Source organism: Ruegeria sp. Alg231-54 (genome assembly GCF_900143525.1).
Taxonomy (GTDB): Bacteria; Pseudomonadota; Alphaproteobacteria; order Rhodobacterales; family Rhodobacteraceae; genus Ruegeria.
Genome location: NZ_FREZ01000008.1, coordinates 19,113 through 33,746, shown reverse-complemented (window position 1 = coordinate 33,746; position 14,634 = coordinate 19,113). Strand labels below are relative to the sequence as shown.

Sequence of the window (14,634 nt, the reverse complement as noted above, 5' to 3'; positions counted from 1 at the left end):
CAGGCCTGACTGCTGTTGAGTGATTGCGGACGTCTAAAAGACGCCCGCCGGTTTAGGTCATGCGTCGTGGACGTAGTACTTGCCTTGCGTCCCGGCCGCCTCGACAAGTTTCTCAAATGCGTCCATCGACCCGGCCAACTCTGTCTTGAACGGATCCCAATCGGCGTTTTGGTAGCCGCCGACACTTTCCCATTCAGCCAGTTGATCCGCGTTGAGCGAATGGAATTCCACTCCGGCCTTGTTCAGTTCGGCCATGGCAAAGGCACGGGCCGAGGGAACTTTGGAAAGGTTCTGATGGCTGGTCATTTCCGAACCCCACATGATGCCTTCCTGAACGTCCGGCGGCATCGAATTGAACCATTCGAGGTTACACGAATAAACCTGGCTGTCCGGAACGGCCTGCGTAAAGGTCACGTGGCTGAGGATGTCCTTGAAGCCAAACACATACAGCGCTCCGACCGACGGATCGAGCGCATCCGCAACACCCTGTTTGATCGCCGATGGGGTCTCACCCCAGGCAACAGGTGTCGGGTTCGCGCCGACCATGCGGTAGTACTGCTGCAGCATTTTCGAGCCGGGCACGCGGAACTTCACGCCGCTCATGTCACCCGGCGTGATGATGGCATTACCACCCTGACGCACGGCAACGACGCGCGGGTCGATCACCACATAGAACAGGGCCTTGAAGCCGGCTGCTTCGACTTTCGGGTGTACTTCGTTCTGCCATGTGTCGGAATGCACAAGGTTGGTGAACCGCTGGTTCGAGCCGCACAGGTACGGCATATTGATAAGGTCTACTGTCGACGCGAACGGGGCGAAGTTGGACAGCGAATGCTGCGCCGCCTGAATGGTTCCGCCCTGCACTTTCTGCACCAATGCACCACCGGCACCCAGCTGACCACCCGGCGCAAGTTTGACGTACACCTTGCCGTTCGTCGCGTTCTGGATGTTTTCTTTCAGATCAAGCTGCATGATCGGATAGCTACGTGACGCGCCCAGTACATATGCGGTCGCGACCGTCATGACATGATCGGCGGCCTTTTCACGCTCACTTTCTTCTTTGGCTGTCTGCGCCACGGCCTCGGACGACCAAAGGACGCCGCCTGCACCTGCGACCAGCGCTGCAGTGAATGACCCACTGGCGCTGAGCTTCAGGAAATTACGGCGTTCGACGGACGCCAGTTCATTTCTGTCGTTTTTCATTTAGTGCCCTCCCAAGCAAAAAATTCAGCCATCCTTTTTTGCGTCGCGGACAGCTTCCCTTTTTAGAATTGCGACAACGAACAGGATCGACGCCGCGAACAGAACCAACATCTCTCCGACGTCACCAAGAAAGGCGCTGTTTGCAAAAGCCCCCAACGCCACGTTCGCAAAATAGACGGCAAACACGAGTGCGGACGCAGCCAGAAACATCTCTTGGACTCCCTTTTCAGATTCGGCCCAACGTCATTTGTAAGCGCTTGCATGCAAAATGCAAGCGCTTACATAATTGCTTCCCTCTCACCGCAGTTGAGTTTAGAGTTATCAGCAAAAGCAAATTGCGAGTTTGGAAATGGCGAAATCCCGGTCGGCGCCGACACTGGATGATGTGGCAAAAATGGCAGGTGTTTCGACGGCCACTGTGTCGCGCTGCCTCAACAGTCCGGACCGGGTGGTCAAAGCTACCCGTGAACGCGTGCAGTCCGCGGTTGATGCGCTTGGGTACACGCCAAACTTTGCAGCCCGTGTAATGGCGGCCAAGCGGTCGTTCACCGTCGGCGCGATCATTCCAACCATGGAAAACGCGATTTTTGCGCGGGGCCTTCAGGCATTTCAGGAGGAACTGCATCAGCGCGGCTATACGCTTTTGGTTTCAAGTTCGGCCTACAAACCGGAAATCGAAGAAGAACAAATCCGGACCTTGATTGCGCGTGGTGCTGACGGGTTGCTGCTAATCGGGCATGACCGCGATCCCGAGATCTATGACTTTCTGGACCAGCGCAATATTCCTGCTTTGGTCGCCTGGTCTTATCTGCCGGACTCCAAACTGCCTTCGGTCGGCTTTGACAATCGCGCGGCGATGTTCGACCTCGCCAGTCACGTTATTGGGTTGGGGCACACGCGGATCGGCGTGATCTCGGCTCGCGTTGACGGAAATGACCGCGCCCGTCTCAGGGTTCAGGGCATCCGAGAAGCAGTCGCTGATCGTGGGCTTGAGGCCAACAATCTGACCGTTATCGAAACGTCGTATGAAATCGAAAACGGCGCCAAAGCCTTTAACGACCTGATGAACGCCGCCACGCCGCCGACAGCAATCCTGTGTGGTAATGACGTGTTAGCCGTTGGTGCTTTGCGACAGGCGCAAAAAATGGGGCTCGATGTACCCGGCGATGTTTCGATCACGGGCTTCGATGATATCGAACTGGCCCGGATCGTCTCCCCGGCTCTGACCACAGTGCATGTCCCCCACCGTGAAATGGGGCATAAAGCAGCCCTGCAATTGATTGAGATGGTCGAAAACCAAACCGCAGGGACTGGCGAACAACTGGCGACGAGAATTGTAAATCGACCGTCGCTTGGTAAGCCCGCGTCGGGCTAAGCCGCCTCCCCCTCCATCGTGCGGAAATCGTCTTTCAACCAAGGATGCTTGGCGCACATTGGGCGCGTAAAATGTTGCCGGATCAGTTTCACCATAACTTTCTGGATCAATTCCGAGGTCGTCACGGGATACACTTCGGTCGTGAACAGCGACACGGTTCGCACGAAATTTCTGCCGGGAAACGGCATTGCTTTGACGCTGTTATGGAACCGCTGAGTCCGATGAAAACAGGCGGCCGTTGTGATCGCCCAACCGCTACCCTGGGCTACCAAACCGATGATCGACTGGTTGCATTCCAGTTCGAACCTGTTCGGCAAGCTGAACTTGCTACGCGCCAGCTGGATCTCGATTTGCTTCCCGATCACGTAGTCCCGAGAATATCGCAACAGGGGTAGATCCGCGTCCGGGTGAAACAACTCTTCGGGCGCCCCTTCAAAACTGTTGGGAAGCACGACCAAAAACGGGTCGCGCATCAATGGGTACTCGATCAACCCTTCGGTTCGTCCCGGTGGTCGGGTGGCAACGCCCACATCCAGTTTGTGTTCCTGTAGCTTGGAGAGGATTTCGTGGCTGGGACGCGTATAGTGACGAAAATTGCAGCGTGGCAATGCCTGCGCCAGAAACCGGACCATATCAGGCGCGATCTGGTTGTCGAAATCGTCAATAAGCGCCAATCGCAAGTCGGTCGCATGTTGCCAATTGCCCGTTCGGATTTCGGCCTCGCCGCGTTTTAGAACAGTCAAACCGTCGCGGACGTACCGCGCAAAGACCTCGCCCGCGGGCGTCAGGCCCATGGGTCTGCGCCCATGATCGACCAGCTCGATACCAAGCGTGTTTTCCAAGCTGCGCAGGTGGTTCGAGACTGTGCTGATCGACAGACCCGTTTCGGACGCGACCTGTTGGATCGATCCGGATTTGGCGATCAATTGGAAGATTTCCAACCATCTCAGGCTCAGCGATTTGGACATGGGTGCCAATCATTGTTTCGATTTGCTCGAAACTAGCCAAGCAAAGATTTGACCGCACGGCAATGCTGAATTTGACTTTGGGTTCAGGCTTACGCCTTCATCCGGTCAAAGCCCGGGTCATATGGGCATGGCGGAATGACCGTTGCGTGCACCCTCTGCCCGCAGCTGTCCAATTCCATTTCGGAGCCTATATCCGTGTAGACGGGGTCGACAAATGCATGCGCTAGGTTCAGCCCGGTGCGGTGCCCCCATTCGCCTGACGTGACGGTGCCTACCACCTGATCCCCCTGCATCAAGGACGCTCCGGGATGTGCAGGACCCAGGGTCGAGGAGACCCGAAGTGCGGCAAGCTTTTTGCGAGGACCTTCCGATTGCCGTTTCATCAACGCGTCGCGCCCGACAAAATCACCCTTATTCAATCGGACGAACCTGTCCAATCCGGTTTCAAACGGATCGAACTCAGTGATCAGGTCTGCTTTCCAATGAAGAAAGCTCTTCTCCATCCGCATCGATTCAACAGCCCGCGCTCCGAACAGTTTCAACCCTTGCGCCTCACCTGCTTGCCGTAACGCCAGATAGGCCGCGTAGAGCGAGGCGTTGGGCACGTGTATCTCATAAGCCAATTCACCGGAAAAGCTAAGGTTCATGACCGTAGCCGGGGCGATGCCAACAAAGCACTCGCGCACACTGAGCCATGGGAAAGCCTCAGCCGACCAATCCCCTCGGGCGCAGGCCGATAAGACGTCTCGCGCCTTCGGGCCAGCGAGCACCAATATGGTTTGATCATTTGTCAAACTGCGCAAATGAACGTCTTCATCGCTTCGCATGTGCTGGCGTAGCCAATCCATGTCATGAAATTCGCTTGCTGCGGCTGAGCCATACCAGACGCGCGCCTCCCCCCGGTCGCTGGCCGGTAGATTGGCGACAGTAGCCTCTGCTTTGATCATACCACGATGGTTCAGCAGGTATCCTAGCCCAACACGCCCCTCGCGCCGGGTCACAAGCCCGCAGAACATCCGGTCCAGAAAAGCATGCCGGTCGTTTCCAGTGATTTCGATCCGATTGAACCCGTTCACCTCGGCCAGTCCAACACCCGATTGCACATTCCGAACCTCAGCGGCTACCACGTCAAATGTTTCGTCAAAACCGAAACTATGCGTCGGCGTGAACTCCGGCGAGGGTTTGAAATAATCCACCCTCTCCCACCCATTGACCACGGTGAACTCGGCCCCTTCCGCCGCCAGCACCGGTGTCAGAGGTGTGGTCTTGGCGGGACGCCCTGCTGGGCGATGTTCATGCGGAAAGTGGAACCGGAATTCGTTTTGATAATCTTCGATGGCCTTGAGCGCGGTCAATTCGACATTTGCATGGCCAGTGAACCGCCGGGGGTCGAGGCACCACGTATCGTAACAAGCCTCACCATGCACGATCTGCTGGGCCAGCAGCCACCCATGCCCGCCCCCTTCGCCCAGACCTGCGCGCAGGCCAATGATACAAAAGGCGTTGCGTTTGCCAGGGATTGGACCCACCAGCGGAGCCCCGTCGATCGTATAAGTAATCGGCCCATTGACCACCGTGTGAATACCAACCTCCATCAGCGCTGGCATCCGCGCGAATGCGCCCTCCAACACGTCCGTCACGCGATCCAGATCGTCGGGGCAAAGGGCGTTCACAAAGTTCGGATCAATCCCGTCCATACCCCAGCTCTTGCAGTCCTGTTCGTAAAACCCGAGCAACAGGCCGTTTTTTTCCTGCCGGCAATAATAGTCGCTGATCGGACAACGCAGCAGCGGCATCCGGTGACCCGCGTCGCGTATCGCTTGTATCTCTTCGGTCAGGAAGTACTGGTGCTCCATCGACGAAACAGGATGATGAACGCCCATCATTGCGCCGACTTCGTTGACGCGATATCCGCAGGCGTTGACCACGATGTCGCAATCGATGTCACCATGCTCGGTCTGCACAGTCCAGGTGTCGTCGGCGTGCTGCACCAGACCAGTCACTGGTGTATTCCGATAAACCTCTGCCCCTGCCTTGCGCGCCCGGCGCGCCAATGCCTGACACAACTGAGCGGGGTCAATATCGCCGTCCAAGGGGTCCCACAGCCCGCCGATCAGGTTGTCGGTTGAAATCAGAGGGTGGCGGCGGGCGCATTCGTCCGCGTCAATCACCTCGAAGTGCACATCCATACCCCGCGCCATGGATGCAAAGTGGCGATAGCCCTGCATCTGGCCTTCGGTGTTGGCGAGGCGTATCCCCCCATCCCCGTGGTGGTAGTTGATCGGATAATCCGGATCGTCGGCTAACTCCTTGTACAATTGGATCGAGTGCGTTTTTAGGCCCACCATCGTCTGGTTCATGCCAAAGTTCGTCACCTGCGCGGCCGAATGCCATGTCGTGCCCGAGGTCAATTCGTTCCGTTCGACCAGCACCACGTCGATCCACCCCTCTTGCGTCAAATGATAGAGGGTCGAACATCCGGCGATGCCGCCACCTATCACAACGACTTTGGTACGCGACTTCATTGGCTTTGCTCCGTAAGATTTCGTCCAAGTTTTGCGGAAGAAAAGGCTTAGGCGACAACTGCGCAAATGCGGGTGCAGGAAAATCGAAACTACGATTTCGGATTCTGAAAAAGGCAATTCGCCTTTGATGCTGGGATGTTCCGCCCCTTACGGTGCAGGAAAGTGGTAAAAAGGAATTGGACCGGATGTCATCAGAGGGTTCTAAACGCAGCGGCCGAAAAGCGCGGCATGCCCAGCGAGCAGCCAAACCGGTCGTAGACCCCTGCCCACCCGGCCAGAAGGGCGGCGCTTATAAACCTCTGAGCCAACGCGAGATCGAACAGATATACGATACAGCACTGCAGCTGTTGGAACGTTTGGGCATGGGAAACGTGCCAGACAAATTAGCGGCAGACCTCAAAGCCGCAGGTGCGCAGGCGGGTCAGCAAGACCGGTTGCTGTTCCCGCGTGAAATGGTTCAGCGCGCAATCGATACAGCCCCCAAGAGTTTCGTGCTCCATGGCCGGGACGAAAACCGCTCGATCGAGGTTGGCGGCGACCGCGTGTATTTCGGCACGGGTGGCGCCGCCGTTCAAACGCTGGACATCGATAGCGGCCTTTATCGCCCCTCTACCTTGGCGGATTTGCACGACTTCACGCGATTGCAGGACACGCTGGCCAATGTCAGCTGGTTCACCCGATGCTGCGTGGCCACAGATGTACCTGACGTATTCGATCTGGACGTCAACACCGCCTATGCGCTGGTGCGCAATACGACCAAACCAGTGGCAACATCATTTACCCTGGCCGAACATGTCGGCCCCATTGTCGAGATACTGGATATCGTCGCCGGAGGGCCGGGTGAATTCGCCAAACGTCCCTTTCTGAAAGCTCATATCAGCCCAGTGATTTCGCCACTGCGGTATGGGGAAGATGCGGTTGATGTCGTCTATGAATGCGTCGCCCACAACATCCCCATGTCGTGCATCACAGCCGCGCAGGCCGGCGCCACGGCCCCGGCAACTTTGGCTGGGTTTTTGGCGCAATCTCTGGCCGAGACATTGGCGAGCCTTGTCATGGTCTACGCGATCAGACCCGGATTTCCGATGGTGTTTTCCAATTGGCCTTTCATCGTAGACCTCAGGACCGGGTCTTTTGCCGGCGGCAGCGGAGAGACGGCCGTTTTGAACGCGGCCTCGGCGCAGCTCACGAACTGGTTAGGTCTGCCCTCGGGCGTAGCCGCGTCCATGACCGACGCAAAGGCTATCGACGCGCAGTACGGCGTTGAAAAAGGCATGACATCGCTTGCCGCAGCACTGGCTGGAGGGAACCTGATCTATGAAAGCTCGGGCATGACCGCATCCTTGTTAGGGGCAAGCTTCGAGGGGTTTGTGCTGGACAACGAAATGCACTCACACACTTATCGCGCGCTGCGTGGGATTGAGGTGACCGAGGAAAACCTGGGCTTTGACGCCATCTGCCATTCGGTCTTGGGTGACGGACATTTTCTGGGCAGCGAACAGACCTATGCCGCCATGGAGCGAGATTACTTTTACCCTGAACTCGCCGACCGTCAGGAGCCCCGCACTTGGCAAAACGATGGCGCCAAGGATGCATGGTCGTCTGCCCGGCATCACGCCAAAGAAGTTCTGGCCAGTCACCACCCGCAATACCTGAGCGCCGAACAGGATGCTGAAATTCGCAAACGATTCCGCATTCTGGACTGAAGTCTACTGAGCATTCCCAGCACTGCATTGACCCGCTAGGGTCAGCCGGGAAATTACCAAAGGATACCGGTCATGACCGATTCATTTTTTCAGCCGATATCGGCGATGGAGCTAGCCCGATTTGCCGGCATCCCTTCGTTCATGCGTCTGCCCAGTTTGGGCTTAGAACACGAACGCATATCCGAAGTTGAATTGGGTCTGGTCGGCATCCCGTGGGATGGCGGAACCACCAATCGTCCCGGTGCGCGGCATGGCCCGCGACAATTGCGGGACTATTCCACGATGATCCGCGCGATGAACCCGGTCACAGGCGTCGCGCCGTTCTCAATGGTCAATTGCGCCGATCTTGGCGACGTAGCGCCCAATCCGGTTGATATCGAAGATACTCTGAACCGGGTTACGGATTTCTACTCAACCCTACAGGCAAAAGGCATTGTTCCGCTCACCGCTGGCGGGGACCACCTGACCACCCTGCCCGTTTTGCGCGCGCTTGCAGCCGCAGGCCCCGTCGGCCTGATCCAGTTCGACAGTCACACGGACCTGTTCGACAGCTATTTTGGCGGCCATAAGTTCACCCACGGCACTCCGTTTCGGCGCGCGGTAGAAGAAGGGCTGGTCGACCCCAAACGCTTTGTTCAGGTTGGCATCCGGGGCACTGCGTACAACACCGAAGACATCGAATGGGGCGAGGCACAGGGTATTCGCATCATCCGTATCGAGGAACTGTTTGATCGGGGCATCGACGACGTCATGGCCGAGGTGCGCGGCATCGTTGGGCAAGCACCAACGTATTGCACCTATGACATTGATTTTGTTGACCCAACCTACGCCCCTGGCACCGGAACGCCCGAGATCGGCGGACCAAACAGTTTTCAGGCGCAGCAGGTCATCCGCCGGATGTCTGGTGTGAACCTGATTGGCGCTGATCTGGTCGAAGTATCGCCCCCATTCGATCCGAACGGAGGCACCGCGTGGCTGGGCATTTCGCTGATGTTCGAACTGCTCTGCGTTTTGGCGCAGGCTGTGGACGCACGGCGCTAGCTGGCGTTTTCGGCGATCATCGAGATCATTTCGAACATCACCGCAGCTGCCGTTAGCGCGGTGATGTTGTTCGGGCTGTCCTTGGTTGGCATCATGCAGACGACGTCTCCGCCCACAATGTTCAACCCGCGCGCGGCACGCAGAATGCCGATAGCCTCGTCAATATCGAAACCCTTCTCGCCCGGTTCCAGATTGGACACGGCAGGCGCGACAGTGGGATCAAGGCAATCCAGATCGAACGTGATATAGACCGGGCGGTCCCCCAGAACTTCTTTGGTCTGAGCCACGACGTCTTCCAGCCTGCGCTGGCGAAATTCACGCATGGTGACGATGTTGTAGCCATAGTCGTAGGACGGCTGCAGCCAGTCCAAGCTTCGCGGATGGCCCCTAAGTCCGATTTGCATGGATCGCGTGGGGTCGACCTGCCCCTGATCCGCCAGATACGCGCCCCAATGAGCCGCCGACTTCTCGGCCCCTAGGAAATGATCGACCTTGGTGAACACGTCCGTGTGCGCGTCCAGATGCAGAAAGCTGACAGGCTCTCCACCCGCCAGTTTACCGCGACCCAGCGCTTGCACGATCCCGCCAGTGATGGAGTGGTCGCCGCCAATCGACACCGGGCGAGCACCGGCTGCATCGATGTCTTTGTAAAAAGCCGTAATCCGTTCGATGCAGTCTTCGTTATCGTTTGCCCGCGGAAATGGCACGTCGCCTACATCTGCAATCTTCGCACAATTCCACGGATCAATTTCAAACACCGAATGTACCCGCCGCTGTACGGCCGAGACATGCCGCAAAGCACGCGGGCCCAAATGCTGATCCCGCTCGGTTGTGCCGTTGCCCGCCGAATGCGGTACGCCGACCAAAGCGATGTCCTGCCCTTCGGGACCCTGATTGGGGCACCGAAATAAGGTCGGTATCCCCCACCAATATAGATTATCCATCATAGACTGTTCGTAACGGTCGGTCATCTGCGTCTCCGGTCAAAGAAAAACGCCCCCGATGTGATCCGGGGGCGTTTGCGTTCAGAGTTTTTCGTCTTCTCGGCGGAAGGCACCTTGAACGATACGGTCCATGACCATGGCCAGGAACAGGATGGCGAACCCACCCAGCAGACCCGGACCTTTGGCAGCGTATTGCAGCGCCTCAAGGATTTCCTTGCCCAGACCTCCACCGCCGATCAGCGAGATGATCACCACCATCGACAAGCACATCAGGATGGTCTGGTTCACGCCGGTCATGATCGATGGCAGAGCAAGCGGGATCTCAACATCCTTGAGCAACTGCCATTTCGATGCGCCAAAGGCCACGGCAGCCTCTTTGATGCTTTCCGGAACCCCGCGCATCCCCAGCGCGGTCAGACGAATGACCGGCGGCATGCCAAAGATGATCGTCGCCAGAATGCCCGGCGGGTTACCGGTGCCAAAGAAGGCGATGATTGGGATCAAGTAGACAAACGCCGGCAATGTCTGCATCAGGTCCAACACCGGCTCGGCCGCCCGGTAGGCGCGCTTGGATTTGCCGAACCAGATGCCCAGCGGTATGCCAAAAACCACGCATAACAGCACCGCCGCGCCCACCAAGGCCACGGTTTCCATCGCCACATCCCAATACCCCAGAAGCGCGATATAGGCCAACGAAGACGCGGTGAAGATTGCCACCCTTGGCCCTGCCGCGCGCCACGCGGTCACACAGATCACCAACATCACAACCGGCCACGGGGAACCGATCAATGCCACCGTCAACGCATCCAGAACAGATCGCACACCCGCCACGATGCCGTCGAATACATCCCCGCCGGCAGCGGCGGCTGCATCTATTTGCGCCTCCATCCAGCTTGCCAGGTTTGAGAACAACGTTCCGTTGCCATCGCCCAATATCATCGCGGAGACTTCCTGCTCGGGGAATGCATCCAACAATGGGAGTGAGGCGTTTACGGTGAATTTGTACACGATCAGTGGGCCAATTGCGGCCACCAAAACAGCACCCAGAACAGTGTTGCGGGTCGAGCGGCCGCTTTCGGTGCTGGCAGGATCTGTCCGCCAATTCGAGTACTGCTTTTCGTACACACGGTCCGCATAAAAACCTTGCGCAAGCTTGAAAACCAACAACATCAACAGGCCTGTAACCATGATGCCAAACGCCTCAGACTGGGCCGACGCCGCTTTCTCAAAACTGGCATCTGCGGCCTTCTGGATATTCGCTGCCAACTTGTTGAACCGGTCGATGTCCGCCTTTTCGGTGGCCGCAGTCGCACGTTCCAATAGCTCGTTCGCGCGGGTCTGCTGACGTTCAGCCCGTTCGGCCAGATCAGCGCCGGGGTTGCCCCAGGCACCGCGGCCGATCTGAACCCAGGCGATGATTTCCAGGATCAGGAAGGTCCAGAACATCCCCCAGATCGCGCGGGACGCAGACCAGAATGGTCCCAAAACAGCCGCCCAGATGTTGAAGGTATTGGGAATACCGCTGGTCGCGTCATGGATTTTGTGAAACGCGTTGACGTAGTAGTCGCCGTTTGGCCCGGTAAATTCGTGGATCGAGCGGTCCAGCGCCTCGCGGTCGACTTCGATATCCGAGGCGGCCGTGACTTTTACTTCCGTGGTTGCATCAGTCATTTTTGCCCCCCTGAATTCCGCGCAGCAACCGCGGTTTTGTGACCACGCCTACATCAGCGCCAGCATCGGTGATGATGACAGGCAAGTCCGTATTGACGGCAAGGTCAATCAACTGATCCAGATCAGCCCCTTCATCCGCGCGCGGCGCGCCATCGGTCGGGCCAGAGTAACTTTCGATCGGCTCCATGATTGAATGCGCCTTGACCAGTTTCAGCTTGGAAATGCCCTGCACAAACTCTCGCACATAGTCGTCTGCAGGGTTCATGACGATATCTTCCGGCGTACCGATCTGCACAATGACACCGTCTTTCATAATCGCGATGCGGTGACCTATGCGAATGGCCTCGTCCAGATCGTGCGTGATGAACAGTGTCGTCTTTTTCAATTGTGCCACCAGTGCCTTGAACTGGTCCTGCAATTGCAGGCGGATCAGCGGATCAAGGGCTGAAAACGGCTCATCCATCAGCAGAATCTCGGGGTCCGAGGCCAGCGCACGGGCGATCCCCACACGTTGCTGCATCCCACCCGACAATTCCTTGGGCAGGCGATCCTCGTAGCCTGTCAGGTCTACCAGCCCTAATGCGTGATCCGAGACAGCCCAGCGTTTCGACTTGGACACTTTGCGGATTTCCAGCGGGTAGGCGACATTATCGCGAACCGATCGGTGTGGCATCAGTGCCATGTGCTGAAACACCATCCCGATTTGCATGGCTCGAATGCGACGCAGCTCGGCCTCGGAAATCTTGGAGACATCCTGCCCCAGAATTTCGATTTTTCCAGCGGTCGGTTCGATCAGGCGATTAACGTGACGTACCAACGTAGATTTGCCAGAGCCTGACAGGCCCATGATGCAGAAAATCTCGCCCCTTGGCACTTCGAAGGACGCGCCTTGCACGCCAACGACACAATTGAATCTTTCCAGAACTTCAGGCTTTCCGATTCCTTCATTCCGGACGGCTTCCATGGCTTCTTCGGCTTTTGCGCCAAAGATTTTCCAGACATCCGTCAGTTTAACGACTGTTTCGGTCATTTTTGTCCCTTTAGTGCAAAACAGGCCGCCGGGGCTGTCCCGACGGCCTGCCAGAGTTTCAATTCCGGTGGGCGTCAATCAATTTGACATCCAACCCAGAACGGCATCTTCGTTCGCACCGACCCACTCCTCGGCATAAGCCAAAGGCTCTTGGCCTTCGATCACCAACGCAAAGGTCATCGCCGAAACCGTGTCCGTATCCAGTTTCATGTTGGACAGCATGGTCGCCACTTCCGGGTATTCTTCCTCAAGCGACTTTGCGAAGTGCAAATGCAGGTAGGCAAGATCCCAGGCAACACCGGCCTCGGATTTTTCCAGCCAATCCGGGTCGTCTGTGGGCTGCAGCACGTTCCACTTGGCCGCGTCATATGCCGGTTCTTCCAAGATCTGCATGTCATGCAGGGCGAACACGTAGTGCGGCGTGTAGCAGAACCCAACCCACGGCTCGCCTGCCTTGATTGCATTGTCGAGATTCGCGTAAGCCACTGTCTCATCGATTTCTGTCAGTTCAAAAACCTGGTCATAACCATACGATTTGGCCCGAATTTTTTCGACATTGGTCGACGCCCATCCTGGCGCACCGATCCAAAGCTCACCCTGCCCGTCTCCGTTGCTGTCAAACAGCGCAGCATTGTCGGGGTTTGTCAGATCTTCAATGGACGTAATGCCATGTGCTTCGGCGGTTGCCTTGTCGACGCACATACCCTGAAAGGCTTCAACGCCATTCGCGTTGAACGTAACCGTGCCCTTATCTTTTACGTAGGTATCATGCAGGTTTTGCTGGTTGGGCATCCAAACTTCGGGGTGTACATGCATGGCGCCAGAGTCCATCGCCTCGAACACAATCGGGTTGGTGCCATTCTGAAGCTCAACCTCAAGGCCGAGGTTCTGTTCGATCGCGACCTTCAAAATATGTGCCGTCGCATTTACCGAAGGCCAGTTCGGCACGCCTATCACGATATCAGCAGCAAGGGCGGGTCCAGCGACCACAGCGGATACGCCTCCCAGTAACGTGGCTAGTTTTTTCATTTGTGTCTCCATGTTGGGCGTCTGCGGCGCTGTTTTTCTATGCCCGAGGGCCGTGGTGCACCTTGCAAACAAAGTCGGAAAGCCGATGCTTTCCCATTTTTGGGTCAGCCGCACGATGCGCCGACCCGGCAAGAAAAATTGAAACATGGTGACGCGTCACCCATCAAGCGTTACGTCCAAGAAGCACTCAAATTCGATATTATCATAGTAATGTTTCGGCATTGTCGAATATTGGCCGTGAACTCGTACTCTGCCATCAGGCAGCGCCCAGTTCCAGAATGTAAGCGACCGCCTCTTCGGTCAGATGCTTGAACCGCGCATGTTCACTGACATAGAGGCAGACCTGGCGCTGATCGGGCAAATCTGCAATTTCGCGAAACGCCGTCGCCTCGGGCATGAAACTGGCGACCGATTGCGGCAACACCGTTACCCAATCCCCGGTCTTGACCATTGTGATAAGGGAATGGGTGTTGTGAACAGTAACATCCGCCTGCGCTTCGGATGCCCGGAACTTGGGCGATTGAATCAGATCGCACAGCGCGTTTCGTATAAACGGAAGTGTCAGGACTTCGTCAATTGTTGGCGTATTTGGCTGTCGTATCAAACGGTGATCAGAGGCGCATACCAGCCCAAACCTGTCTTCGAACAACGGAAGCGACCGAACTCCGTTCAGCGCGTGCTGACCTGAGGCGATGCCAATATCCGCTTTACCCTCAACCAGTGCGTCCAATACCTGCTGAGTATCTGTGTCGCGCAATTCGACTTTTACTCCGGGAAAGCGTTCTGTGACATAGGCCAGAACCTTAGGAAAAATCAGCGCCGCAACCGATGGTACGGACGCGATGCGCAGCAACCCGTGCTCTGCTTTTGCTGCGGCCATGATATCCAAGACGGCCTGATCGAATTGGCGGACTTGTTTCAATGCCACTTCGAAAACCTGTAACCCCAACGGGGACAGCTGGTTTTTGCGCTCTCCTTCAAAGAGCTTTTTGCCCAGATGATCCTCAAACTGCTTGAGGGTCATCGAGACCGCCGACTGGGTTCGGCCCAATCGGTCGGCCGCCTCGATCAGGTTGCCAGTTTGAGCGACGGTGCAAAAACACCTTAAGGTCTCGATCTTGATCGCCAAGCTTCACCTTTTT

General features: G+C 56.8%; 12 protein-coding genes. 3 read left to right on the top strand and 9 right to left on the bottom strand.

The annotated features are described in order from the left end of the window. Window positions 1-57: 57 nt before the first annotated feature. A complete protein-coding gene (locus DHN12_RS14710) occupies window positions 58-1,203 on the bottom strand; it encodes a TRAP transporter substrate-binding protein (RefSeq protein WP_058275419.1) in 1,146 nt (381 codons plus the stop codon). A gap of 24 nt (window positions 1,204-1,227) precedes the next feature. Then, complete coding sequence (locus DHN12_RS14705; RefSeq protein WP_108860892.1) at window positions 1,228-1,413, bottom strand: hypothetical protein; 186 nt, start codon at window positions 1,411-1,413, stop codon at window positions 1,228-1,230. 139 nt (window positions 1,414-1,552) lie between these two features. On the opposite strand from DHN12_RS14705, the gene DHN12_RS14700 reads away from it, so the two are divergent. After that, entirely contained in the window at window positions 1,553-2,578 is a 1,026-nt protein-coding gene (locus DHN12_RS14700) for a LacI family DNA-binding transcriptional regulator (protein ID WP_108860891.1), read from the top strand. Here the strand turns inward: DHN12_RS14700 and DHN12_RS14695 are convergent. Beyond that, complete coding sequence (locus DHN12_RS14695) at window positions 2,575-3,546, bottom strand: LysR family transcriptional regulator (protein ID WP_108860890.1); 972 nt, start codon at window positions 3,544-3,546, stop codon at window positions 2,575-2,577. The genes DHN12_RS14700 and DHN12_RS14695 overlap by 4 nt on opposite strands. 89 nt (window positions 3,547-3,635) lie before the next feature. Continuing rightward, window positions 3,636-6,071 (bottom strand): FAD-dependent oxidoreductase, encoded by a 2,436-nt coding sequence (locus DHN12_RS14690; RefSeq protein ID WP_108860889.1) that lies wholly within the window; start codon window positions 6,069-6,071, stop codon window positions 3,636-3,638. A 185-nt stretch (window positions 6,072-6,256) separates the two neighbouring features. On the opposite strand from DHN12_RS14690, the gene DHN12_RS14685 reads away from it, so the two are divergent. Both DHN12_RS14685 and DHN12_RS14680 read left to right on the top strand, forming a co-directional pair. Next, window positions 6,257-7,777: a trimethylamine methyltransferase family protein gene (locus DHN12_RS14685; RefSeq protein ID WP_108860888.1), complete on the top strand. Its 1,521-nt coding sequence runs from the start codon at window positions 6,257-6,259 to the stop codon at window positions 7,775-7,777. A 72-nt stretch (window positions 7,778-7,849) separates the two neighbouring features. Continuing rightward, window positions 7,850-8,818 (top strand): agmatinase, encoded by a 969-nt coding sequence (locus DHN12_RS14680; protein ID WP_108860887.1) that lies wholly within the window; start codon window positions 7,850-7,852, stop codon window positions 8,816-8,818. Here DHN12_RS14680 and DHN12_RS14675 read toward each other — a convergent pair. From DHN12_RS14675 to DHN12_RS14655, 5 genes are all read right to left on the bottom strand, one after another. After that, window positions 8,815-9,789 (bottom strand): arginase family protein, encoded by a 975-nt coding sequence (locus DHN12_RS14675; RefSeq protein ID WP_108860886.1) that lies wholly within the window; start codon window positions 9,787-9,789, stop codon window positions 8,815-8,817. The genes DHN12_RS14680 and DHN12_RS14675 overlap by 4 nt on opposite strands. Before the next feature lie 54 nt (window positions 9,790-9,843). Beyond that, complete coding sequence (locus DHN12_RS14670) at window positions 9,844-11,433, bottom strand: proline/glycine betaine ABC transporter permease (protein WP_108860885.1); 1,590 nt, start codon at window positions 11,431-11,433, stop codon at window positions 9,844-9,846. Continuing rightward, complete coding sequence (locus DHN12_RS14665; RefSeq protein ID WP_058275713.1) at window positions 11,426-12,463, bottom strand: glycine betaine/L-proline ABC transporter ATP-binding protein; 1,038 nt, start codon at window positions 12,461-12,463, stop codon at window positions 11,426-11,428. The genes DHN12_RS14670 and DHN12_RS14665 overlap by 8 nt, the downstream gene beginning before the upstream one ends. A 78-nt stretch (window positions 12,464-12,541) precedes the next feature. Further along, window positions 12,542-13,492, bottom strand: coding sequence for a glycine betaine ABC transporter substrate-binding protein (locus DHN12_RS14660; RefSeq protein ID WP_108861037.1), 951 nt, complete (start codon window positions 13,490-13,492; stop codon window positions 12,542-12,544). A 256-nt stretch (window positions 13,493-13,748) separates the two neighbouring features. After that, window positions 13,749-14,621, bottom strand: a complete 873-nt coding sequence (locus DHN12_RS14655; protein ID WP_058275410.1) for a LysR family transcriptional regulator — start codon at window positions 14,619-14,621, stop codon at window positions 13,749-13,751. Window positions 14,622-14,634: the final 13 nt, after the last annotated feature.